Source organism: Bradyrhizobium liaoningense (assembly GCF_018130955.1).
Lineage (GTDB): Bacteria > Pseudomonadota > Alphaproteobacteria > Rhizobiales > Xanthobacteraceae > Bradyrhizobium > Bradyrhizobium liaoningense_C.
In genome coordinates this window covers 177225-200959 of record NZ_JAFCJM010000009.1, presented here as the reverse complement: position 1 = coordinate 200959, position 23735 = coordinate 177225, and the positions used below count along the sequence as shown (strand labels likewise).

Below are 23735 nucleotides of genomic sequence, written 5' to 3'. Positions count from 1 at the left end.
GCGACGCGCGCCACCAAATCGCGCCGTAGCTAGCGCGGCTTGGTTGGAAGGCCGAGGGGGCCCGTTACCCCATCTACGGAGGCTGTCAGAGCCCCAGATACGCCTTGCGCACGTCCGGGTTGGTCCTGATCTCCGCAGCCGGGCCCTGCATCAGCACGCGGCCGGTTTGCAGGATGTAGGCGCGGTCGGCGATTTCAAGGCATTCGGCCATGCGCTGCTCGACGATAAGCACGGTCATGCCGGCGTCGCGGATGCGCTTCACCGCCTGGAAGATCTCGTCGACCAGTTTTGGCATGATGCCCTGCGAGGGCTCATCCAGCATCAAGAGCCGAGGGCGCGTCATCAGGGCTCTGCCGATGGCGAGCATCTGCTGCTCGCCGCCGGAAAGCGTCTCGGCGCGCTGCTCCAGGCGCTCGGACAGACGCGGAAACAGCTTGAAGACCAGATCAAGCGGCCCCTCGCGGTCGGCCTCGCCGCGGTAGAGATAGCTGCCGAGCCTGAGATTGTCGCGCACCGAGAGGCGCGGAAACAGGCGGCGGTTCTCCGGCACGTACGCAATGCCGGTCGCGGTGACCAGATGCTGCGCCATGCCGACGAGCTGCTTGCCGTCGAAGGTCACGGTGCCCGAGCGCGGGCGCTCGGCGCCGGCGATGGACTTCAACAGCGTCGACTTGCCCGCGCCGTTGGCGCCGGCCACACAGACGATCTCACCCTTGGCGACGTCGATCGACACGGCGGAGATCGCGACCAGGCCCTGATAGGCGGTGGTGACTTCATGCACCCTGAGCATGACGATCTCCCAGATATGCGCTGATCACCTTGGGATCGCGGACGACGTCAGTGGGCTTGCCCTCGACCAGCACCTTGCCGAGGTCAAGCACGATGGCGCGGTCGACGAGCGGCATCACGATCTCCATGACATGCTCGACCATCAGCACGGTGACACCGGTCTCGCGCACCTTGCGCACGAGATCGACGCCGGTCTGCGCCTCCGTCGGCGTCAGGCCGGTGAGGACTTCGTCAAGCAGCAAGAGCTTCGGCTCGGTCGCAAGCGCACGGGCGACTTCAAGGCGGCGCTTTTCGGCCGGCACGAGGTCGCTTGCGAGCACGTCGGCGCGCCCGGCGAGGCCCGTGAATTCCAGCACCTCATGCGCTTTGCGGCGGGCCTCGCGCATCACGGTGGTCCGCACGAGTGCGCCGACGATGACGTTGTCGATGACCGTCATGGTCTCAAAGCTCTTCACGACCTGGAAGGTACGCCCCACCCCGCGCACGCAGCGCTCGGCGGCCGGCATGCGGGTCACGTCCACGCCGTCGAACCAGATCGTACCCTGCGTCGGCGGCAAGACGCCGGCGATGAGATTGAACAGCGTCGACTTGCCGGCGCCGTTGGGGCCGATCAGGCCGACGATCTCGCCGCGCCCGACCGAGATCGAGACGTCGCTGTTGGCGACGAGGCCGCCGAACCGTTGCCAGACGCCGCGGGTCTCCAGGAGCGCGGTCATCGGGCGGCTCCCTTGCGCGAGGGGAACAAGCTCACCAGCCCCCGCGGCAGCGCCAGCGAGATCAGAATGATCAGCGTGCCGTAGACGATGAGGTCGACACCGCGCCCCGAACCGCCGATGAAGGAGCGCGTCAGCTCGGTCAGCGGGATCAGGATCGCCGCGCCCAGCACCGGCCCCCAGAGCGTGCCAATACCGCCGAGCACAGCGGGCAGCGCCATCAGCAGCGAGAACTGGAAGCCCATGACGCTTTCAGGGTCGATGTAGGAGACGAACTGGGCATAGAAGCTTCCGCCGACGGCGACGAGGAAGGCGGAGACCGCGGCCGCGCCCATCTTGGAGTTGAACACGACGACGCCGAGGCTCTCGGCCGCTTCCGGATTGTCCTTCACCGCTCGCCACCAAAAGCCCCATTTGGAGTCTTCCAGCCACCAGGTGACGAACCAGGCGACGCAGGCGAGCACCAGCGCAAAATAGAAGTAGGGCAACTTGCTGCGCGTGAACTGGAACTTGAGCCAGCTATCGCCGCGCACCGGGATGTCGATGCCGAGCGCCGCACCCGCCCAGTCCCAGTTGTGGAACAGGAGCAGCGTGATCTCCGCAATGACGATGGTCGCGATCACGAAGTAATGGCCGCGCAGGCGGAAGCACAGATAGCCGAGCCCCATCGCGATCAGCGCCGAGAGCAGCCCGCCCGCGAGCATGCCGAACCAGGGCAGCACGCCGAACTTCATGAACAGGAGCGCCGTGGTGTAGGCGCCCAACCCGAAATAGAGCGCGTGGCCGAGCGAGATCTGCCCGCAATAGCCGGACAGGATGTTCCAGCTCTGCGACAGCGCCGCATACATCAGGGTCAGGATCAGGATGTTCTGGACGTAGACATCCTTCACGAACAGCGGCGCGAGGGCTGCGATCACCGCGAGGGCGGCGGCTACGAAGAGGTCGCGGCGGCGCCGCGTGGCAAAATTCTTGTCCATCACATCGACCCGAACAGGCCGCGCGGCCGGATGAAGACTACGAGAAGGTAAACGGCGTAGATGCCGACCGATTTCAGCGACGGCGGTAGTATCAGTGCGGTGGTCGCCTCAACGAGGCCCACGATGATGCCACCGGCAAAAGCGCCGAACACGCTGCCAAAGCCGCCGAGCGCCACGGTGACATAAGCGATCAACGCAAAGGACGCACCGACATCGGGATAGATGTAGAAGAAGATCGCCATGATGGCGCCTGACAGACCAACCAGCGCGGCGCCGAGACCCCAGCCGAGCGCGAAGACGCGATTCTTGTCGATGCCAACCAGCGCAACCGCGCCGGGGTCCTCGCGGGTCGCTTCCAGCGCGCGACCGAAATCGGTGCGGTTGATGAAGAGATAGAGTGCGCCGAAGGCGGCGATCGAGAGCAGCGCACCGACGAGTTGCGGCTCGGGGAGGAAAATGCCGGCGATCGAGACGGTTTTTCCGCCGAGCGCGGACTGCGGGATGCTGCGATAGTCCGGCGTGAAGAAGAATTGCGCCAGCCCCCGCATCACGATCGCAAGGCCGAAGGTGGAAAAAATTTGCACCATGCCCGCATTGGCCTTGGCCCGCATCGCAAAGCGCACGATCAACAGGTAGACCACGGCCCCGAACACGAACATGGCCGCGGCGACGAGCGGCGCCGACAGCAAAGGGTCGATCGCGAAGAACGCGAACAGGAAGAAAGTCGCGTACATCGAGATCATCAGGAACTCGCCATGGGCGAAGTTCACGACGTCCATCAGGCCGAAGATGAGCGCAAGCCCGACGGCGATCAATCCGTAGAGCAGCCCCATCAACAGGCCGCTCGCCAGACTCTGGATAATGGCTTCGGCTGTCAGCACCCCTGGTCCCCCGTCAAAAATTGAATTCACCGTCGTCCTGGCGAAAGCCAGGACCCATAACCACGAATGCTTCAGTCGGATGAGCAACAGCCAGTCATCGCAAAACGCCTGCCTGTGGCTATGGGTCCCGGATCTGCGCTCCGCTCTGGACAACGCTGCGCGTTGCCAAGAGCTGCGCTTGTCCGGGACGACATCGGCGCGCCTACTTCATCGGCCAGGTCGCTTCGGCAATCGCGGCCTGCGGCGGGAAGATGGTGACGAACTTGCCGCCGACATATTGCAGCAGCACCGGGTCGGCGTCGTTGTTCTGGCCCATCTCGTCGAACTTGATGCGCTTCCAGGGCATGATGGTCTTGTCGCCCGGAATATCGGTCGCGGCGAGCGCGTCGCGGATTTTTTCGCCCTCGGTCGACTTGGCGCGGCTGATGGCGTCGGCGAGCACGATCAGGCCCATGAACTGGCGCGAGGTCAGGTCGTTGAGATCCTTGCCCGACCTCGCCTTGAACATCTCGTTGATCTTGCCGACCATCGGGCGCTTCTGCGCCAGGTCGAGCGAGAAGGTGCCTCGCGAGATCACACCTTCGAGCTTGTCGCCGACGGCGTCATAGAGCGCCTTCTCGGAGAAGCCGGCGTCCTGCGCCACAATCGCGTTCGGCTTGTAGCCGAGCTCAGCCATGGTCTTGACCAGCAAGATGCCGTCGGTGGTGTAGCTCGAGGGCATCAGCACGTCGGCACTCGCGCTCTTGAGCTGCTGCACCTCGGCCGAGAGCGAGGGCGAGTTGTTGCGGTACTTGATGTCGGCGAGGATCTTGTAGCCGCGCTCGGCGGCGATCTTGGCCTGGGCATTGCCGGAGTCGGTGCCGAAGATGGTGTCCTCGTGGAACAGCGCCAGCGTGTTGATCTTGGTGCCCTTCTTCTTCAGCGCGTCGAAGAAGTCGAACATCGCGGCCGAGTACATCTCGTCATGCGGCGAGGCGCGGAAATAATACTTGAGGCCGCGGCGATGCAAGCTCGGCGAGGAGTTGTCGGCCGAGACGAACGGGATCTGGTAGCGTTCGCAGATCTGGCTGACAGTGACGGCGACCGAACTCTGGTAGGTGCCGATGACGGCGCAAACCTTCTCCTGCGTGATCAGGCGCTCGGCTTCGGCGCGGCCCTTCTGCGGATCGGCCTGGTGGTCGGCGAACACCAACCTGACCTTGGCGCCGCCGAGGCCCGGCAGGCCCTCGCCCTTGGCGAGCGGCAGATCGAAATCGGTGTCCTTGTTGATGACCTCGAGCGCGGTCTCGTAAGCCTTCTGCGCATCGACGCCCTGCTGGGCGCTGGCGCCGGAGAACGGATAGATGACGCCGATCACGACTTCCGACGTCTGTGCGCGTGCGGCGAGTGGCATGAGGGCGGCGGTGGCGGTAGCTCCGAGCAAGACATCGCGGCGAGTGATCGTCATGACAATTCCCCTGTTACTTAATTCTTCAACCCATCGAATGGAGCGATTGACCGAAGGCGTAAAGCCCGAAGAAGCAGCACGCGCTGCCCACTAGATCACGGCCATGTTCCGGTTCTTCAGATCCGTCACCAGCATCAGGCCCGGCGAATGCGTGATCGCGAACGGGAGCTTTGCGGCGTTGATCACCGATTGCGGCGTGACACCGCAGGCCCAGAACACCGGGATCTCGTCGTCGGCAACCGGCACGGGATCGCCATAGTCGGGCTTTGCGATGTCCTTGATGCCGATCAGATGGGGATGGCCGAGATGCACGGGCGCGCCGTGCACGGCGGGATAGCGCGAGGTGATCTGCACCGCGCGGATCGCATCCGCCGGCTTGAACGGACGCATCGACACCACCATGGGACCGGCGAACGGACCGGACGCGGAACATGCGATGCTGGTGCGATACATCGGCACGCGCACATTGTGCTCGATGTGGCGGATCGGCATGCCCTCGTCGAGCAGCGCCTCTTCGAACGAGAACGAGCAACCGAGCACGAAGGTCACGAGATCGTCGCGCCAGTGTTTGGTCACGTCGGTCGGCTCGTCCACGACTTCACCGTCGCGCCAGACGCGGTAGCGCGGCACGTCGGTGCGGATATCGAGGTCGGCGCCGAGTGCCGGAATGTGCGGGCTGCCGACGTCGGACATGCCGATGATCGGGCACGGTTTTGGATTGAGCTGGCAGAAGCGGTGAAAGGCGCTGGCGTATTTTTCGGGGAGGATCGCCAGGTTGCCCTGCACGAAGCCGGGGGCGATGCCGGCGGTGGAGGCGACCAGTCCGCCGCGGTAGGCGAGGCGCGCCTCACGACTCGGAAGGGTGTCGCTTGTTTCAGTTTGCTGCGCTGCCACCAAAACAGTCATTTGATCGACCTGCCTACAATCTCGACAAGGACAGCCAACACCAGGCGTGCTATAAAGTCTAATCTTCCTTTCTAATCGTATTCGATAAATCTGATTTATCGATCGGGAAAATCCTTCCAATGCTGGACTTTAGGTCGATCGAGACATTCCTCTGGGTTGTGAAGCTCGGCAGCTTCCGCGGCGCCGCCCAACGGCTCAATACCACCCAGCCGGCGATCTCCCAGCGCATCGCCCAGCTCGAACGCGAGATGGGCGTCAAGCTTCTCAATCGCGATCATCGCGTGGCGTCGCCGACGCCGAGCGGACGGCAGATGATGGTCTATGCAGAGAAGCTGATCGGCCTGCGCGCGGAGATGCTGGCGGAGATCGGCGATGCCTCCGCGATGCGCGGAGTGATGCGTCTCGGCGTCGCCGAAACCATCGTGCACACTTGGCTCCCGCGACTCGTGAAGAGCGTGAACCAGATCTATCCGAACCTGTCGCTCGAGATCGAGGTCGACATCACGCCGAACCTGACGCAGCACCTGCTCGCCCAGGAGATCGAGCTTGCCTTCGTGGTCGGGCCGTTGTCGGCATCCGGCGTGCACAATCGTGTGCTGGCGGATTATCCGATCGGCTTTCTCGCAAGCCCCTCGCTCGGGCTCGGCAAGGGCCCGGTGACCACGCACGATCTCGCGCGGTTTCCGATCATCACCTTTCCGCGCAAGACGCGGCCCTACGAAGTGGTGCGCGAGGTGTTCGACCGGCCCGATCTGCCGCCGATCCGCCTGCATGCGAGTGCATCGCTTGCGACCGTCATCCATATGGCGGTCGAAGGGCTCGGCATCGCCGTCATCCCGGCGGCGATCGTCGAGAGGGAGCTTGCCGACGGACGGTTGCAGCTTCTCAACACGGATTTGAAGATCGCGCCCCTCACCTTCACTGCGAGTTGGCTCGCCTCCCCCGACGTCGTCGCGATCGAACGCGTCGCTAACCTGGCACGGCAAATTGCACAAGGCGGCGTTGCGGTTGACGCGGCGGCGGCGGCGCGTCATTGAACGAGTGCCGGACTTTCTTCGTCATTCCGGGGCTCGCGAAGCGAGAACCCGGAATCTCGAGATTCCGGGTTCGCCCTTCGGGCGCCCCGGAATGACAGCTGAAATGGACTGACGCATGAGCCGAGCCGCCACCAACCTGCAAATCGATTCCGCGCGTCTCTGGGGCTCCATCCACGAGACCGCGCAATTCGGCGCGACACAAAAGGGCGGCGTGCGGCGGCTGACGCTGAGCGCCGAAGACAAGCAGGTCCGTGACTGGTTCCGCAAGGCCTGCCTGGATGCAGGGCTCGAGGTGCACGTCGATGCGCTCGGCTCGATGTTCGGGCTGCGGCGGGGTCGAGATATGTCGAAGCCGCCGGTGGGCGTTGGCTCGCATCTCGATACGCAGCCGACCGGCGGCAAGTATGACGGCATCTTGGGAACGCTCGGCGCGCTCGAAGTCATCCGCACGCTGAACGACGCGGGCATCGAGACCGAGGCGCCGATCTGCGTGGTCAACTGGACCAACGAGGAAGGCTCGCGCTTTGCGCCCGCGATGATGGCCTCGGCCGCCTATGTCGGCGATTTCACCACCGACGACATTTTGTCGCGCAAGGATGCCGAGGGCGTCACCGTCGGCCAGGCGCTCGACGGCATCGGCTATCGCGGTGACAAGCCGGTCGGCTTCCAGAAACTCGGCTGCTTCGTCGAGCTGCATATCGAGCAGGGACCTATTCTGGAGGCGGAGGAAAAGACCATCGGCGTCGTCGATTCCGGCCAGGGCGTGCTCTGGTATGACGGCCACATCACCGGCTTCGAAAGCCATGCCGGCTCGACCCCGATGCCGCTGCGCCGCGATGCGCTGGCGACGTTGTCGGAAATCGTGCTGGCGATGGAGTCGATCGCGAAAAAGCATGGGCCGAAGGCGGTCGGCACCATCGGCGAAGCCGTAATCGCAAGCCCCTCGCGCAATGTCATTCCCGGCGAAATTGCCTTCACCGTCGATACCCGCAGCGCCGACGACACCATTTTGGATGCGCTCGATCGCGACCTGCGCGCGGCCGTCGCCGAGATCGCCGCGCGCCGCAAGGTTGAGGTAAAGCTCGACCTCGTCTGGCGCAAGCCGCCGACGCATTTCGACCCCAAACTGGTCGCGGCCGTCGAGAGCGCGGCGACCACGCTCGGCTATTCCAGCCGCCGCATCACCTCCGGCGCCGGCCACGACGCCTGCAACCTCAACACAGTCATGCCGGCCGCGATGGTGTTCGTGCCCTGCAAGGACGGCATCAGCCACAACGAGCTGGAGGATGCCACGCAGGCCGACTGCACCGCCGGGACCAATGTGCTGATGCATACCGTGCTGGCGCTCGCCGGCGTCGCATCCTGATCGGAGTAACCTGCAATGCGCGCAGTTTTCGTCGACGCCAATGAATCGCTTGCCGTCATCATGGAGCGGCTGGAAAAGCCCGGCGAACCCAAGGTGCGCATCCACCGGGATCCCGATATCAGGCCGGAGCAGTACCCCGAAATCCTCGACGGCGCCGAGATCGCCATCGTCGACCACACGGCGCTGCCGACCGAGGTCGTGAAAAAGTGCGCCGGGTTGAAGCACGTCGTCTTCCTCGGCACCGGCGCGCGCAGCTACATGAATCCGGAGGAGCTCGCCGAGCTCGGCATCTCCGTACATCTGATCAAGGGTTATGGCGACACGGCCGTGGCGGAATCCGCAATCGCGCTGATGTGGGCCTCGGCGCGGGTGATCGCGATGATGGATCGCGAGATGCGGGTCGGCAACTGGCTGCGCGAGGACGGCATGCAGCTCACCGGCAAGACCCTGGGCCTCGTGGGCTTCGGCGGAATTGCCGCGGAGGTCGCGCGCATCGCGTCCGGCAGCGGCATGAAGGTGATCGCCTGGAACCGCTCGCCGAAGAGCTACCCGGGGGTCGAGTTCACCGATCTCGACACGGTGCTGGCCAGGAGCGACGTTGTGTCGCTCCACCTCCTGCTCAACGACGACACGCGCGGCATGATTACGCGCGAGAAAATCGCCCGCATGAAGCCCGGCGTCATCCTCGTCAACACCGCGCGCGCCGCGATTGTCGACGAGACGGCTATGATCGACGCGCTGAAGTCGGGCCACATCCGCCATGCCGGCCTCGACGTCTTCAACACCGAGCCGCTGCCGGCCGACCACGAGCTGACAAAAATCCCGAACGTCACGCTGTCCGCGCATTCGGCCTTCCGCACGCCGGAAGCGAGCGAAAATCTGATCGAGGCAGCGCTGGTGCATTGCCGGCGGATCGTGAAGGGGTAGAGCGGGGTTTGAACCGGACGGCGTGACCTCGCGACTATCGGGAGCGCGCCCGTCCCCGAGGTTCACATGCTCTCCCGTCTCACCCGATTCCTGTCCGGCTCGAGCGAGCCCGCCCAAGCGGCCGATTTCTATCAGCAGCGGCTCGCCATCTATGAGCAGGAGCTCGACCAGCCCGAGCACAGTTTTGCGGACGCCGGGGAGATCCGCATCGACATCCACGCCTTCGGCCGCGATTTCGTGCCGGACTGCGAAGAGGGCTCGGATAAGGGCTACGTCCTGCTGACCAACGGCATGAGCGAGCGGCGCTTGCCGCAGACGGACCGAGGCGGCGGGGACGCGATCAAGCCTCGCGCCGAACTGATGTGATATGCCCGAGAGCCGACGCAGGAGATTTGCACCAATTTGCGCTGGCTCGCACGCCTTCCCTTCATCGATAGCACGAGCTTCGCTTTCGGCGACCGGGTGCCGATGCCAACGCCACCTCTCGTTGGCTCGGATTTCAGGACGTTCCTGTTTTTCACGCCGGTCATCGGCCCGGATCAGCGCACCGCGGAAGCGCTCACGATCGGCGGCGACGAGGTCGAGATCCTCACTGTCAATTTGATCTCCGACCGGGAGCTCAATTTGATCAGGACCGACGGCCTCGACGCGTTTCTCGACCTGCTCGATGAGAATGACTACCCGCCGATCTTCGATCCGCAGCGGCGGTCGTACGTGTAGGTCTCTCGATGTCGTCCCGGACAAGCGCGCCCAAAGCGCGCGCAGATCCGGGATCCATAACCACAGGACGTGGTTATGCGAAGACTCGCAATTGCCAGCTAAGCGCCACAACTTCTCCCTGGGGTTATGGGTCCCGGTTTTCGCCGGGACGACATTGGAGAATGTTGCGGCAGTTCGGCCTAATCCACCATCTCCGCCACTGCCTTGCCGCACGCCGTCGTGTCGGCGTTGCCGCCGAGATCCTTGGTGCGCAGCGTGCGTTCGGCGAGCGTGCGCTCGATGGCGTCGACGATCGATTTGCCGGCTTCCTTCTCGCCGAGATGCTCGAACATCATGGCGCCCGACCAGATCATGCCGATCGGGTTGGCGATGCCGTGCCCCGCGATATCCGGCGCCGAGCCGTGCACCGGCTCGAACACCGACGGGAAATTCCCTTCGGGATTGATGTTGCCCGACGGCGCGATGCCGATGGTCCCGGTGCAGGCGGGGCCGAGATCGGAGAGGATGTCGCCGAACAGGTTCGAGCCGACCACGACGTCGAACCAGTCAGGATGCAGCACGAAGTTCGCCGTGAGAATGTCGATGTGGTACTTGTCCCACTTCACGCCCGGGAACTTCTTGGCCATCGCCTCCACTCGCTCGTCCCAATAGGGCATGGTGATGGAGATGCCGTTCGACTTGGTCGCCGAGGTCAAATGCTTCTTCGGCCGCGACTGCGCGAGCTCAAAGGCGAACTTGAGAATACGGTCGACGCCGACGCGGGTCATCACGGTCTGCTGTGTCACGAACTCGCGGTCGGTGTCCGGGAACATGCGCCCGCCGACGGATGAATACTCGCCCTCGGTATTCTCGCGCACCACCCAGAAATCGATATCGCCGGGCTTGCGGTTCGCCAGCGGCGACGGTACGCCGGGCATCAGCCGCACCGGACGCAAATTGACGTATTGGTCGAACTCGCGGCGGAATTTGATGAGCGAGCCCCACAGTGAGACGTGATCGGGGATCTTGGCCGGCCAGCCGACCGCGCCAAAGTAGATCGCGTCGTGCTTGCCGATCTTGTCCTTCCAGTCGTCAGGCATCATCTGCCCGTGCTTCTCGTAATAGTCCCAGGACGAGAAGTCGAAATGGTCGAAATGCACGGATACGCCGTGTTTCTTGGCCGCCGCCTCCAGCACGCGCAGGCCCTCCGGCATCACTTCCTTGCCGATGCCGTCGCCGGGAATGACTGCAATCCGGTATTGCTTTTTGCTCATTGCGAAAATCCTGGTTGTGGGCGGGGCGGACCATGCGGCTTGCGCGATTGTCCTGCAATGGACCAAACGCGCCGGCAGCGCAACGCTGCACTGCAATGTTGACCGTGGCGTGATCAGCCGCCTACTGGTTTGATCCTGCCTCCCGTTCCCGCGAGATATCCCATGGATCTGCATCTGCGTGGCAAGCGCGTCCTGATCACGGGCGCCTCAAAGGGCATCGGCGCCGCCGCGGCCGAGGCGTTTGCCGAGGAAGGTTGCCATCTCCTGCTCGCCGCCCGCAGTGGCGACCAGTTGAACGCGGTTTGCGAGCGCTTGCGATCCGCCCACCAGATCGATGCCGCCGCAAGTGTGGTAGACCTGCGCAAGAGCGAGGATATCGCGCGGCTCGCCAGGGACGCAGCCGACATCGACATCCTCGTCAACAATGCCGGCGACATTCCCGGCGGCTCCATCGACAAGATCGACGAGGCGACCTGGCGGCACGCCTGGGACCTGAAAGTGTTCGGCTACATCAACCTCACCCGCATGATCTACGCGCAGATGAAGGCGCGCGGCGGCGGCGTGATCGTCAACGACATCGGCGCGGCCGGCGAAAAGTTCGACGCCAACTATGTCTGCGGCAGCGCCGGCAATGCCGCGCTGATGGCCTTCACCCGTGCGCTCGGAGGCAAGAGCCTCGCCGACAACATCCGCGTGGTCGGCATCAATCCCGGCCCAGTCGGCACCGACCGTCACGTGACGCTACTCAAGACGCGCGCAAAGCATCAGTTCGGCGATGAGAACCGCTACCAGGAATTCCAGAAAGGCCTGCCGCTCGGCCGTCCCGCGCATGCGCGCGAGATCGGCGACCTCATGGCGTTTCTGGCCTCGGATCGTTCCGGCTATACGTCTGGCGTGATCTACACGGTGGACGGCGGCATCAGCGCGGGATGGGGTTGAGTCCGGCGCCGATCATGCACGCCCACTCACCGTCATTGCGAGCGCAGCGAAGCATTCCAGAATCTTTCCGCGGAGGGACTCTGGATTGCTTCGCTGCGCTCGCAATGACGGAACACAGAACAATCACGGGAGTACTTCATTGTCAGCTCAAGACCTGATCCGCGAAACCGCCTGCACCGTCGTCGAGAAACTTCGCTCCGGCGACGTCACGCCGCTCGAGCTGCTCGATGTGCTGGAGAAACGCATCGGAGAGGTCGATGGCCAGGTGAATGCGCTGCCGACACTCTGCTTCGACCGCGCGCGGACCAACGCCAAGGCGCTGATGCAGAAGCCGGCCGGTGCACGCGGGTTGCTCGCAGGGCTCCCAGTGCCGATCAAGGACCTGACTGACGTTGCCGGCGTGCTCAACACCCAGGGCTCGCCGATCTTCAAGGATAATATTCCGGTGCGCTCCGACATTCTGGTCGAGAATCTCGAAGGCAATGGCGCGGTGGTCTACGCCAAGTCGAACACGCCGGAATTCGGCGCCGGTGCCAACACGTTCAACGAGGTCTTTGGCGCAACCCTCAATCCCTGGGATACGACGAAATCGGCCGCGGGCTCCTCGGGCGGTGCAGCTGTAGCACTCGCAACCGGAATGGCCTGGCTCGCGCACGGCTCCGACATGGGCGGCAGCCTGCGCAGCCCGGCGAGTTTTTGCGGCATCGTCGGTATGCGGCCGAGCATCGGCCGCGTCGCACATACTCCCGCCGCCGGAATCGACCGCAATCTCGGTCAGCAAGGGCCAATGGCGCGTAACGTCGAGGACGTCGCACTGCTGCTCGACGCCATGAGCGGCGAGTACGCGGCCAATCCGCTGTCACTGCCCTCGCCGGTAACCTCGTTCCTGTCGGCGGCGCGCTCCGGCCATAAGCCGAAGCGCATCGCCTATTCGCCCAATCTCGGCATCACACCCGTGGGTCCCGAGGTCGTCGCCATCACCCGCAAGGCCGCGGAACGATTTGCGGAAGCGGGCGTGATCGTCGAGGAAGCGCACCCGGATCTGCGCGAGGCGCACGAGTGCTTCCACGTGTTGCGCGCGCTCGACTTTGCGATGAGCAAGGCGAAACTGCTACGCGAGAAGCGCGACCTGCTGAAGCCCGAGGTGATCTGGAACATCGAGGAAGGGTTGAAACTCACCGTCGACCAGATCACGCGCGCCGAGGCGCAGCGCGTCGCGATGACTGCACGAACCGTCGAGTTCTTCAAGACCTACGATCTTCTCCTGACGCCCACGACCATTGTGCCGCCCTTCCCGATCGAGAACCGCTACGTTGCGGAATGCGCAGGCAAGCAGTTCGAGAACTACATCGAGTGGCTGGGCATCGTCTACGCGCTCACCCTGGTCTGCTGCCCCGTGCTGTCGCTGCCCTGCGGCTTCACCGCATCCGGCCTGCCGGTCGGCGTGCAGATCGTGGCGGCGCCGCGCGGCGATGCCAAGGTGCTCGCCGGCGCGAAGGTGCTGGAAGACATTTTGGGCGTGCGCGGCACAACGCCGATCGATCCGCGGGTTAAGGCGTAGAGACCCGCACACCCCGCACTCGGTGTGCCCCCTCGCCTCGCAAGCGGGGCGAGGTGAGAAGGGAGTTCCTCCGCGCGCTACGTATCCCCGAACTTCATTTTCGACAACGGCAGGCTGCGAACACGTTGCCCCGTCAGCGCGGCAACGGCGTTGACGACGGCCGGCGGCACGCCGGGCAGGCCGGGCTCGCCGATGCCGCCCATCGGCGCGCCGCTTTCGACGATGCGGACGTGGACGCGCGGCATGCGGTCCGGCGGCAGGATCGGGTAGCCGTCGAAATTGCGCGCCTGCGGCACGCCCTTCGCGTAGACCACCTCCTCCAGCAGGGCCGACGACAGGCCGAGTGCGACGGCCGAATTGACCTGCGCCTCGATGATGCCGGGATTGACGATGCGGCCCGGATCGATCGCAACCCAGACGTCGTGCACCGCGACCGCACCGCTCTTCAGCGACACTTCGGCGATGGTAGCGACCTCGCTGCCGAAGGGCGAGGCCATTGCGACGCCCCGCGCGCGCTTGCTGCCGTCGGGCGCGGTGAACGGGCCGCGCTTCCAGCCGCCGGAGAGCTCGCCCACCGCCTCGAGCAGCGTCTTGTGACGTGGCTTGTCCGCCAACAGGCGCAGCCGCAATTCGAAGGGATCCTGCTTGCCGGCGTCGGCGACCTCGTCGAAGAAGGTCTCGTAGAAGAAGTCGTTCATGGAATGACCGACCGAGCGCCAGAAGCCGATGATGGCGGGATCGTCGACGACGACATGGGCGACGCGGCGGTTTGGAATAGCGTATGGCTTTCCGGAGATGCCTTCGACCGACGATGAATCGGCGGCGTCAGGCTTGCGGCCGAACCAGCGGCCGACCGGCCCTTCACCAACGGCTTCGGCATCGAAGGCCACCGGCATTCCATTGGCATCGAGACCGGCACGGAAGCGCACGAGGCCCATCGGCCGCAGCGCGTCGCGCAAGAACTCTTCCTCACGGCTCCAGATCAGCTTGACCGGACGGCCGACGGCCTTCGACAGCAGGATCGCCTGCGGGAACGGATTGGCCGTCTCGTAGATGAAATGCCGGCCGAAGAACCCGCCGAGGACGGGCGAATGAATCTTCACCTTCTCGGGCGGAATCCCGGCGGCCTTGGCTGCCAATCCCTGGAACATCTCGGGTGCCTGGTTGGGCAGCCACAGATCGAGCGTACCGTCGTCGTTCCAGCGCGCGAGCGCCGAGGGCGGCTCCAACTGGCCATGCGCGAGATACGGCGCGTCATAGGTTGCGGTAACCGTCTTTGCCGCGCCCTTCAGCGCCGCTGCGGCGTCACCGACCGTCTCCGCGGTCACGCCGGGTCCCGGCGCGGCGGCGAGCTGGGCTTTGCGTCCCTCTGACGAATAGTCGGCCGGCATCTTGCGGCTCGCGCTCGACACCGGCTCGTCCCAGGTGACCTTGAGCGTCTCGACCGCGCGGCGCGCACGCCACCAGCGATCCGCAACAACGGCCACCGCACCCGGCAGGCGGTGAATCGAATGCACGCCGGGCATCGCCTTCACCTCTGCTTCGTTGGCGAAGGCGCCGGGCTCGAGGCTCAGGCGCGGCGCGTGCTGAACCGCGGCGCGGAGCATGCCGTCGACCTGCATATCGATCGAATAGACCGCCTTGCCGGTCGACTTGTCGCGCGCGTCAAGCCGCGCGACCGGCTTGCCGATCCAGCGAAAATCCTTCTCGTCGCGCAAGGTCACGCTCTCGGGCACGGGCAGCGCGGCGGCATCCGTGGCGAGCGTGCCGTAATCGAGCGTGCGGTTCGACGCGGCGTGCCGAACGCGGCCCGGCTCCGTCGTGAGGCTCGCCACCGGCACCTGAAGGCGGTTGGCGGCCGCCTGCAACAGCATCTGCCGGGCGGAAGCGCCGATGCGCCGCATGGTCTCATAGCTCGACCGCACCGAACGGCTGCCGCCGGTGAAGCGTTGGCCATTCATGATGCGATAGTCGGATCCGGCCGGCGCACATTCCACGGTGAAGCTCGCAGGGTCCGCATCGAGCTCTTCGCCGACGATCTGCGCCATCGCGGTCGCGATGCCCTGGCCGCCTTCGATGAAGGGGCTGCGCAAGAGCACGCTCGAATCGGCGCGGATCTCCAGGAAGGCGGACACGCGCGGCGCCGCTTTGGCGGCCGCGGCGGCCGTCTGCGCAAGCGCGCGAGAGCCGGGCAGCGCCACACCGAGCACCAGCGCGCCGAGCGATGCACCGACGAAGCTGCGACGGGACAGGTTGACGGGCCGCCCCTCGAGCGAATCGGCGGCGAGGAAATCGTGATTCATGCTGTTCATGACCGCGCTCCCCTTCAACCCTGCGCGACCTGGCGGACCGCGGCCGCGATCGCGTTGTAGGTGCCGCAGCGGCAGAGATTGATCATGGCTGACGCGATGTCCTGCTCGCTCGGCTTTGGATTCTGCTTCAAGAGCGCAGTTGCGGCCATCACCTGACCGGACTGGCAATAGCCGCATTGCGGCACCTGGTTCGCCACCCAGGCTTCAACGACATGGCGGCCAACGGCATCCTCCGTGATGGCCTCGATGGTGGTGATGGATTGGCCCGCGACACTGCTGACGGGGGTGACACAGGAACGGGTGGGCTGACCGTCGACCAGCACAGTGCAGGCGCCGCACTGGGCAATGCCGCAGCCATATTTCGTGCCGGTCATGCCGAGCTCGTCGCGGATCACCCACAACAGAGGCGTGTCGTCCTCCGTGTCCACCTGATGAGTTTTGCCGTTGATGATCACTTGCATGGGGAGAGCTCCTCGAATTGCTCGGCAACGCGACGTGGGCCGTCGGGCATCGACGCGCCAGATAAGGCGCGCCATTGACGACAATTCAAATATGAAGCACCACCCGCGATTAGCAGGTCAGGTTTGCATGAAGTTATAAGCCCGGCTCATCAATCCTGTGTGAGCCCGAGACGAGGCCTGTCGTGGCACGGCCCGCTATTTGGCAATCGGGCACGAGCCTGGATTATCGCAGCGGGGCCGCAGCGACTGCGTGGTGCCGATCGCGTCCTCCGAGGCGGATCCTTCCGCGCCGTTCAGAATCGCCGAAACGCGCCAGCGATAGGTCGTTTGCGGCGCCAGGCCGGAATCGGCAAAACTCGCTCCCGTGACATCCCCGATCGCCTGGAACACGCCGTCCGCCCCTGCGCGCGACACACGATAGGTCGTGACTCCGACGACCGGAGACCAGACGAGATCAATGCCGGTCTCCGACGCATCGATCGCCGTGAGCCATTGCGGGGCCGACAGGGATGCAGCGGTCGCCCCGGCCGGCGCCACCGCACCGGCCGTGAGCGCATCCAACATGGCCTTGATCGTCTTGATCTGCGCCCCTGACTTCGTCACATAGCTGTCTTCATGGTCAACATAGCTCCACCAATCCCAGCAGGCCTGCGGATTGCCCGGCGCGAATGGACTGGTCTTGGTCTGCGGATACAGAATGATCAGCTGGTTGGTATCCGCCCAGGCGTTGTAGCCGGCCTCGTCGACGAACTTGCGTCCGATGTCGCCGACATCCTGCTTGCATCCGTGGAGCGCGATGTGGACACGGCAGGCAGCGCCCTGCTCGCAGTCCTGAGGTACGAACAAATAGCCTGCGTCGCCCATACTCAGCGCGTCTGGCAGATGCGGCTTGGTGTAAAGCGACTGATCGAAGCTCTTCACCGAGCCCGTAAGCTGCGCCGGATTTGGCTGGTTCAGGCGCCCGTAAACGTGCTGCAGGATGATGCCGGCCTGGTCGTACCCGCACTGGTCGATATAGGGCTCCGCATTGCCCTTGCAGTCGTTGAGCCCGGGCACGCCCTCCTTCGTCACGACGAAGGAATGACCCGCGCCAAGCGTGGTTTGATAGAAGAGGTTGCCGCGATTGGCGGGACCGAGATAGTGCCGATAGAAATCAGCGGCCGCATCGGTCGCGGTCTTGTCCACGATCGCATCGTTATAGCCGTGGAAGAGATAGATCTTCTGCCTGCTGACATGGCTGAGCGGATCGATCTCGCCTGCCGCGGCCTTCGCATCGGCCATGGCCGTGAAATCCTTGACATCGAGATCCGCCGCCGGCCCTTTCATGCAGGCACCCGTGGCGCGCCAGATCGGCCCCCAGTATCCGGTGACGACGTCGAGCGCATCCGCCTTCGCACACCAATAAGGTCCGCCCGCGACCACGCCGACGCCCTTGATGACCGACGACCAGGCCGTGCCGAATTGCACCGCCATGAACGCGCCGGACGAAATTCCTGAAATCGAGCTTTCGCCGATCGGCGCATTGTAGCCGCGCAAGCCCACGGGCTCGGCGGACGCGCCGGTCGCCGCCACGACGATCAGCACGGCAATGCAGTGCCGCCCCACGGCTATGCGCATGACTGCCTCGCTAAACCGAGCAGGATCAACCTGCGGTATTACAGCTTAGGATCAGCAATTCGGGCAAGCACAAACAAGCGGCACGACGTGACGATATGTCATCGTCCCGTCGTCTGCGCTTCAAGGCTGCGGCTGTAGCGCGACATGGCGAAGCAGAAGGCGAAGTAGATCATCGCCACGAAGATATAGACCTCGACCGAAAATTGCTGCCAGGCCGGATCGATGATCGCGGTCTTGGCCGTGGTGAGCAAATCGAAGATGCCGATGATCAGGACAAGGCTGGTGTCCTTGAAGAAGGCGATGAAGGTGTTGACCAACGGCGGGATGACGTGACGGATCGCCTGCGGCAGGATGATGAGGCGGTGCTTGCGCCAGTAGGACAGTCCGAGCGCATCGCCGGCCTCATACTGTCCGCGCGGCACGGCCTGGAGACCGCCGCGGATCACCTCCGCAAGATAGGCGCCGGCGAACAGGATGATCGCAATCTGTGCGCGCAAGAGCTTGTCGATGTTGAATCCACCCGGCATGAATAGCGGGAACATCACGCTCGCCATGAACAGGAGGCTGACCAGCGGCACGCCGCGGATCAACTCGACATAGAGCACGCTGAGCGAGCGGATCGCCGGCAGCTTTGAGCGCCGGCCGAGCGCCACGAGGATTCCGAGCGGGAAGCCGAAGGCAAGTCCGAAGGTCGCCAGGATCAGCGTCACCGGCAAGCCGCCCCAACGGTCCTGCGAAACGAAGGACAGACCGAGGACGCCCCCCCACATCAGGATGCTGATCAAGGCTAGCGCGGCGATCCAGAGATAGATCAGCTCGCGCCGCCACCAGAAGCGGCGGGTCGAGACGTAATACAGCGCGATGAACAGCAGCACCGCGAGCGCCGGCCGCCACTGCTCGTCGAACGGATAGGTGCCGAACAGGATGAAGCGGTACTTTTCGGGGATCACGGCCCAGCAGGCGCCGAGCCCACGCACGGCGCGGCAGGCGCTGGAGTCGTTGCCCGGCACGAGCCACACCGCATTCGCGATGCCCCATTGCACAAAACTCACCAGCGCCTTCACCAGCACTGCGCCCAGCACCAGCGTGATGATGCCATTCGGTATCGACGAGAACAGATTGGCGCGCAGCCAGCGCAGCGCGGGGTTGCCGGCTTGCGGGCGGCGTGCAGCGCGCGGGACGTCGGTCATCGCGGTCATCTCAGCGCTCCACCAGCGCGATGCGCGCATTGTACCAGTTCATGAAGAAACTGATGCCGAGGCTGATGGTGAGGAACACCGCCATGATCAGCGCGATCGCCTCGATTGCCTGCCCGGTCTGGTTCAGCGTGGTGTTGGCGATCGACACCACATCTTGGTAGCCGATCGCCACCGCGAGCGAGGAATTCTTGGTGAGGTTGAGATACTGGCTCGTCATCGGCGGCACGATGACGCGCAGCGCCTGTGGCAGGATGATCTGCCGGAGCATGAAGCTGCGGCGCAGGCCGAGCGCATTGGCGGCGTCCCACTGCCCGCGCGGCACCGCCTGGATGCCGCTGCGCACGATCTCGGCGATGAAGGCCGAGGTGTACGTCACGAGCGCGATCAGCAGCGCAAAATATTCCGGGGCGAGTGTCATGCCGCCGACGAAGTTGAAGCCGCGAAGCTCCGGCCAGGCGATGGACCAGGATACGCCAAGCGCCCATGACACCAGCGCCGGCAGCAGCACAATGAAGCCGAACCCATACGGCCATGCCGGTCGTGGCCGGCCGTCACGCATCTGCTGCCTGATCAGGTAGCGGCGCACGGCGTAGAACGCGACGCAGCCAAACACGGCGGTGGCGAGCACCCAAAACTGCCCAACGCCAATCGGGATTGCCGGCAGGATCAAGCCGCGGTTGGAGAGGAAGACGCCCTCGATCGGCTTCCAGGCCAAACGTGCGGCCGGCAGCGCCTGCATCAGCACGTACCAGAACAGCAATTGCAGCAGCAGCGGGATATCGCGCAGCACTTCGACATAGATGGCGGCGATGCGCGACAGGAGCCAGTTGGCCGACAGCCGCGAGATGCCGACGACTGTTCCCAAAATCGTCGCCAGCACGATGCCGATGACGGCGACACGCAAGGTGTTGGCGACGCCGACCACGAAGGCCCAGAGATACGTGTTCTGCGGGCTGTAGGAGAGCAGGCTGTCGGCGATCGGCATGCCGGCCTCACGGCCGAGGAAGGCGAAGCCGGTGGTGATACGGCGGGCCGAGAGATTGGTGACCGTATTGGACCAGAGGAAGGCGATGACCGCGACCGCAATGCCGACGACCAGGACCTGCCAGAACAGGCCTTTCAGTTCGCGACTTCCGAGCGCGAAAGAGAAGCGCTGGCGCGGCGGCAGTCTTGGGGCGTCGGTTCCGGGACCGTCGGAGCCTGGATTATCGGTCGTCACGGCACAAAAATCCTCTTGAAAAGTGGGCGATTTCCGGCGGTGCGCTTCATATGTTGCATCAAACCTAGAGGTATGCAACAAATGTTTCATGGTCGAGCCCGCGAAATCCTCGCCTTTGAGCGAACTCTGCAGCGCATTGCCATCGCTCCCGATGCGGCTGCAGGAGGTCGGGCGCTTCGTCGCCGCCAATGATTACGACGCCACCACCCGCTCGATGCGCGATCTTGCCGCGGAAGCCGGCGCCGATCCCGCGGCGTTCACGCGGCTTGCCAAGGCACTGGGCTATTCCGGCTGGGAGGAGTTGCGCGCGGCACTGACGGAAGCGCGGCGCCCGTCGCAATCCTCGCCCTTCTCCGGCCGCGCCAAGGTCCGGCGCCACGGTCCGCATGCCGACATTGCGCTCGTCACCGACAAGCTCGACGCCGAAGCGGCCGGCCTACCGCGCATCTCCGCGCAGTCGATCGCAAGCGCCGCCAGGGCGCTGCACGGCGCAAAACGCATCTGGATCGCCGGCTTCCGGAGCTGCCGCAGCGTTGCGGAACTGCTCAATTACGAACTGCGGCTGTTTCGTCCCGACGAGGTGCAGCTCGTCGGCGGCTCCGGCCCCGACGATCTCGACATCGGTGCCTTCCGCACTGGTGAAGCCGTCGTGGTGATCGGCTTCGCGCCCTATACGCGTGTGAGCGTTCAGATCGCGCGTGCTGCGCACCGCTCCGGCGCCACATTGATCTCGATTGCCGATACGCCCGCTGCGCCCATGGCCGAAGGCGCCGATCATGTGCTGCTGTTCGAAGCGGCGGCCTCACCCGGCTTCTTCCCAAGCCTGACGGGCGCGATCGCGATCGCGCAATCGCTCGCCGCCGTGACGTTCTCCCTCGGCGGCGCGGCTTCGAAAAAACGCCTCCAGGAAACCGAGGCGCGGCTCGCCGTCACCTCGACCTACGTTTCAGAGAAAGGTTGAACCATGGGCACTCGCAACAGCCGCGTGCTGCATCGCTCCCTGCGTGACACACCGCCCAAGGCGATTGGCGGCGAAGGCGTCTATCTCATTGCAGAGGACGGGCGACGCGTCATCGACGCATCCGGCGGCGCGGCCGTCTCCTGCCTCGGCCATCAGCATCCGCGGGTCATCGAGGCGATGGCGAAACAGGCCTCGACATTGGCCTACGCGCACACTGCGTTCTTCTCGTCCGAGCCGGCCGAAGCGCTCGCCGAGACGCTGGTCGGCCACGAGCCCGGCGGGCTCGCCTATGCTTATTTCGTGAGCGGCGGCTCCGAGGCGATCGAGGCCAGCATCAAGCTCGCGCGGCAATATTTCATCGAGCGCGGCGAGCCGCAGCGGCAGCACTTCATCGCGCGCCGGCAGAGCTATCACGGCAACACGCTCGGTGCGCTGGCCGCTGGCGGCAACGCCTGGCGCCGCGAGCCCTACGCGCCGCTGCTCTCTGCCGCCTTCAGCCACGTGACGCCGGCCTTCGCCTATCACGAGAAGCGCGACACCGAATCGGATGCGCAGTTCGTAGCGCGGCTCGCTGCTGAACTAGAGGCCGAATTCCAGCGCCTTGGCCCAAACACCGTCGCGGCATTCCTGGCCGAGCCGGTGGTCGGCGCCACCGCCGGCTGCGTGCCGGGGCCGGACGGCTATTTCAAGGCGGTGCGCGAGATCTGCGACCGGCATGGCGCGCTCCTCATCCTCGACGAGGTCATGTGCGGCATGGGCCGCACCGGCACGACGCACGCCTGGGAGCAGGAAGGCGTCGCGCCCGACATTCAGGCGATCGCCAAGGGGCTCGGCGGCGGCTACCAGCCGATCGGTGCGATGCTCGCGAGCGGCCGGATCATCGACACGATCCGCAGCGGGTCGGGCGCGTTCCAGCACGGCCACACTTATCTGGCCCATCCGCTGGCCTGCGCCGCCGCGCTCGCGGTGCAGAACGTGATCCGCGAAGACAATCTGCTCGACCAGATCAAGGCGCGCGGCAAGCAGCTCGAGCAGCGGCTGACCGAACGCTTCGGCAATCACCGCCATGTCGGCGATATCAGGGGCCGCGGGCTGTTCTGGGCGATCGAGCTCGTCGCCGACCGCGCGACGAAGGCGCCGTTCGATCCCGCGTTCAAGCTCCATCAGAAGATCAAGGCATCAGCGTTTGCCGATGGCCTCGGCTGCTATCCCGGCGGCGGCACCGTCGACGGACGCCGTGGCGACCACGTGCTGCTGGCGCCGCCCTATATCGCCTCGGCCGCCGAGATCGACCTGATCGTCGAAAAACTCGGCTCGGCCGTCGACAACGTTCTGCGAAGCGTCAATCAGTGAGGGGAGAGTAAGATGAATAAAGTGGTTATCGCCGCAGGCCTGCTTGCGGCATCGACGAGCCTGGCATCAGCCGCAACGCTCGACACCGTGAAGAGCCGCGGCACGCTGGTGTGCGGCGTCAGCGCCGGCTTTGCCGGCTTCTCCGCGCCGGACTCGCAAGGCAATTACAAGGGTCTCGACGTCGACTATTGCCGCGCGCTTGCCGCCGGCGTGCTCGGCGACCCCAGCAAGGTGCGTTACGTCTCGCTGACCGCGCAGAACCGTTTTACGGCGCTGCAATCGGGCGAGATCGACGTGCTCTACCGCAACTCGACGCAGACCTATTTGCGCGGCGTGACGCTGGGCTTGCGGCAGGGACCGGTCAATTTCTACGACGGCCAGGGTTTTGTCGTGAAGAAGGACCTCGGCGTGAAGGAGCTGAAGGACCTCAAGGGCGCCACCGTCTGCGTCGCGCAGGGCACCACCCATGAGGTGACGCTCGGCGATTACGGCCGCGCCAACGGTATCGACTGGAAGCCGCTGGTGTTCGACCGCGTCGACACCATGTACCAGACCTTCTTCGGCGGCCGCTGCGATGCCATGACCCAGGACGCCTCCGCGCTCGCGGGCGCGGTCACCACCGCCGCGCCGAACCCGGCTGACTACGTCGTGCTGCCGCAGACCATCAGCAAGGAGCCGCTCGGCCCCTTCACCCGCAACGGCGACGAAGTCTGGAGCGACATCATCACCTGGCTGCACTACGGCCTGATCGAGGCCGAGGAGCTCGGCGTCACGCAGGCCAACGTCGATGAAATGGCGAAGTCGCAGACACCCGCGATCCAGCGGCTGCTCGGCGCCTCCGGCGATCTCGGCTCACGGCTCGGGCTCGACAACAAATGGCTGGTCACCGCCATCAAGGCCACCGGTAATTACGGCGAGATCTACGAACGCAATGTCGGCAAGGCCAGCCCGCTCAAGCTCGATCGCGGTCTCAACGGCCTCTGGAGCAAGGGCGGGCTGATGTACGCGATCCCGTTCAAGTAAACGGTGACGTCGCCTCTCCCCGCTTGCGGGGAGAGGCCGGATTGCGCAGCAATCCGGGTGAGGGGGAGCTTCCG

Annotated in this window: 22 protein-coding genes; 10 read left to right on the top strand and 12 right to left on the bottom strand. The window is 64.8% G+C overall.

Features of this window, described 5'->3' with window-relative positions:
* Positions 1–85 precede the first annotated feature (85 nt).
* From JQ632_RS10670 to JQ632_RS10645, 6 genes are all read right to left on the bottom strand, one after another.
* The gene (locus JQ632_RS10670) at positions 86–790 is read right to left on the bottom strand and encodes an ABC transporter ATP-binding protein (protein ID WP_212402262.1); all 705 of its coding nucleotides are present in this window, start codon (positions 788–790) and stop codon (positions 86–88) included.
* On the bottom strand, positions 774–1505 hold the full coding sequence (locus JQ632_RS10665; protein ID WP_212402261.1) for an ABC transporter ATP-binding protein: 732 nt from the start codon (positions 1503–1505) through the stop codon (positions 774–776). The genes JQ632_RS10670 and JQ632_RS10665 overlap by 17 nt, the downstream gene beginning before the upstream one ends.
* Positions 1502–2479, bottom strand: coding sequence for a branched-chain amino acid ABC transporter permease (locus JQ632_RS10660; protein WP_212402260.1), 978 nt, complete (start codon positions 2477–2479; stop codon positions 1502–1504). The genes JQ632_RS10665 and JQ632_RS10660 overlap by 4 nt, the downstream gene beginning before the upstream one ends.
* Positions 2479–3357, bottom strand: a complete 879-nt coding sequence (locus JQ632_RS10655; protein ID WP_212402270.1) for a branched-chain amino acid ABC transporter permease — start codon at positions 3355–3357, stop codon at positions 2479–2481. Before JQ632_RS10655 ends, JQ632_RS10660 begins: the two co-directional genes overlap by 1 nt.
* Before the next feature lie 205 nt (positions 3358–3562).
* Entirely contained in the window at positions 3563–4807 is a 1245-nt protein-coding gene (locus tag JQ632_RS10650; RefSeq protein ID WP_212402259.1) for an ABC transporter substrate-binding protein, read from the bottom strand.
* Between the two features lie 90 nt (positions 4808–4897).
* Positions 4898–5713 carry a putative hydro-lyase gene (locus tag JQ632_RS10645; protein ID WP_212402258.1) on the bottom strand — a complete coding sequence of 272 codons (816 nt, stop codon included), beginning with the start codon at positions 5711–5713 and terminating at the stop codon, positions 4898–4900.
* A gap of 119 nt (positions 5714–5832) precedes the next feature.
* Here JQ632_RS10645 and JQ632_RS10640 point away from each other — a divergent pair, with 119 nt between their 5' ends.
* From JQ632_RS10640 to JQ632_RS39415, 5 genes are all read left to right on the top strand, one after another.
* Positions 5833–6750: a LysR family transcriptional regulator gene (locus tag JQ632_RS10640; protein WP_212402257.1), complete on the top strand. Its 918-nt coding sequence runs from the start codon at positions 5833–5835 to the stop codon at positions 6748–6750.
* A 115-nt stretch (positions 6751–6865) separates the two neighbouring features.
* Entirely contained in the window at positions 6866–8116 is a 1251-nt protein-coding gene (locus JQ632_RS10635; protein WP_212402256.1) for a Zn-dependent hydrolase, read from the top strand.
* 15 nt (positions 8117–8131) lie between these two features.
* Entirely contained in the window at positions 8132–9043 is a 912-nt protein-coding gene (locus tag JQ632_RS10630) for an NAD(P)-dependent oxidoreductase (protein WP_212402255.1), read from the top strand.
* Between the two features lie 66 nt (positions 9044–9109).
* Positions 9110–9409 (top strand): hypothetical protein, encoded by a 300-nt coding sequence (locus tag JQ632_RS39420; RefSeq protein ID WP_249151691.1) that lies wholly within the window; start codon positions 9110–9112, stop codon positions 9407–9409.
* 36 nt (positions 9410–9445) lie between these two features.
* Positions 9446–9763: a suppressor of fused domain protein gene (locus JQ632_RS39415; protein ID WP_249151690.1), complete on the top strand. Its 318-nt coding sequence runs from the start codon at positions 9446–9448 to the stop codon at positions 9761–9763.
* Between the two features lie 179 nt (positions 9764–9942).
* Here the strand turns inward: JQ632_RS39415 and JQ632_RS10620 are convergent, their stop codons facing one another.
* Positions 9943–11016, bottom strand: a complete 1074-nt coding sequence (locus tag JQ632_RS10620) for a tartrate dehydrogenase (protein WP_212402254.1) — start codon at positions 11014–11016, stop codon at positions 9943–9945.
* Positions 11017–11178: 162 nt separating this feature from the next.
* Here JQ632_RS10620 and JQ632_RS10615 point away from each other — a divergent pair, with 162 nt between their 5' ends.
* A complete protein-coding gene (locus JQ632_RS10615) occupies positions 11179–11955 on the top strand; it encodes an SDR family oxidoreductase (RefSeq protein ID WP_212402253.1) in 777 nt (258 codons plus the stop codon).
* A gap of 139 nt (positions 11956–12094) precedes the next feature.
* Entirely contained in the window at positions 12095–13516 is a 1422-nt protein-coding gene (locus JQ632_RS10610; RefSeq protein ID WP_212402252.1) for an amidase, read from the top strand.
* Positions 13517–13593: 77 nt separating this feature from the next.
* Here JQ632_RS10610 and JQ632_RS10605 read toward each other — a convergent pair whose 3' ends face one another.
* The 5 genes from JQ632_RS10605 to JQ632_RS10585 form a co-directional block, all read right to left on the bottom strand.
* Complete coding sequence (locus JQ632_RS10605; protein ID WP_212402251.1) at positions 13594–15828, bottom strand: xanthine dehydrogenase family protein molybdopterin-binding subunit; 2235 nt, start codon at positions 15826–15828, stop codon at positions 13594–13596.
* Between the two features lie 14 nt (positions 15829–15842).
* The gene (locus JQ632_RS10600) at positions 15843–16289 is read right to left on the bottom strand and encodes a (2Fe-2S)-binding protein (protein ID WP_212402250.1); all 447 of its coding nucleotides are present in this window, start codon (positions 16287–16289) and stop codon (positions 15843–15845) included.
* Between the two features lie 195 nt (positions 16290–16484).
* The gene (locus JQ632_RS10595; RefSeq protein WP_212402249.1) at positions 16485–17906 is read right to left on the bottom strand and encodes a fibronectin type III domain-containing protein; all 1422 of its coding nucleotides are present in this window, start codon (positions 17904–17906) and stop codon (positions 16485–16487) included.
* 98 nt (positions 17907–18004) lie between these two features.
* Complete coding sequence (locus JQ632_RS10590) at positions 18005–19105, bottom strand: amino acid ABC transporter permease (protein ID WP_212402248.1); 1101 nt, start codon at positions 19103–19105, stop codon at positions 18005–18007.
* A gap of 1 nt (position 19106) precedes the next feature.
* Complete coding sequence (locus JQ632_RS10585) at positions 19107–20324, bottom strand: ABC transporter permease subunit (protein WP_312015592.1); 1218 nt, start codon at positions 20322–20324, stop codon at positions 19107–19109.
* Between the two features lie 88 nt (positions 20325–20412).
* Here JQ632_RS10585 and JQ632_RS10580 point away from each other — a divergent pair, with 88 nt between their 5' ends.
* From JQ632_RS10580 to JQ632_RS10570, 3 genes are read left to right on the top strand one after another with little or no spacing between them, the layout of a single operon-like run.
* Positions 20413–21285 (top strand): MurR/RpiR family transcriptional regulator, encoded by an 873-nt coding sequence (locus JQ632_RS10580; protein WP_212402246.1) that lies wholly within the window; start codon positions 20413–20415, stop codon positions 21283–21285.
* Between the two features lie 3 nt (positions 21286–21288).
* A complete protein-coding gene (locus JQ632_RS10575) occupies positions 21289–22638 on the top strand; it encodes an aspartate aminotransferase family protein (protein WP_212402245.1) in 1350 nt (449 codons plus the stop codon).
* A gap of 12 nt (positions 22639–22650) precedes the next feature.
* Positions 22651–23661 carry an amino acid ABC transporter substrate-binding protein gene (locus JQ632_RS10570; RefSeq protein WP_212402244.1) on the top strand — a complete coding sequence of 337 codons (1011 nt, stop codon included), beginning with the start codon at positions 22651–22653 and terminating at the stop codon, positions 23659–23661.
* Positions 23662–23735 lie beyond the last annotated feature (74 nt).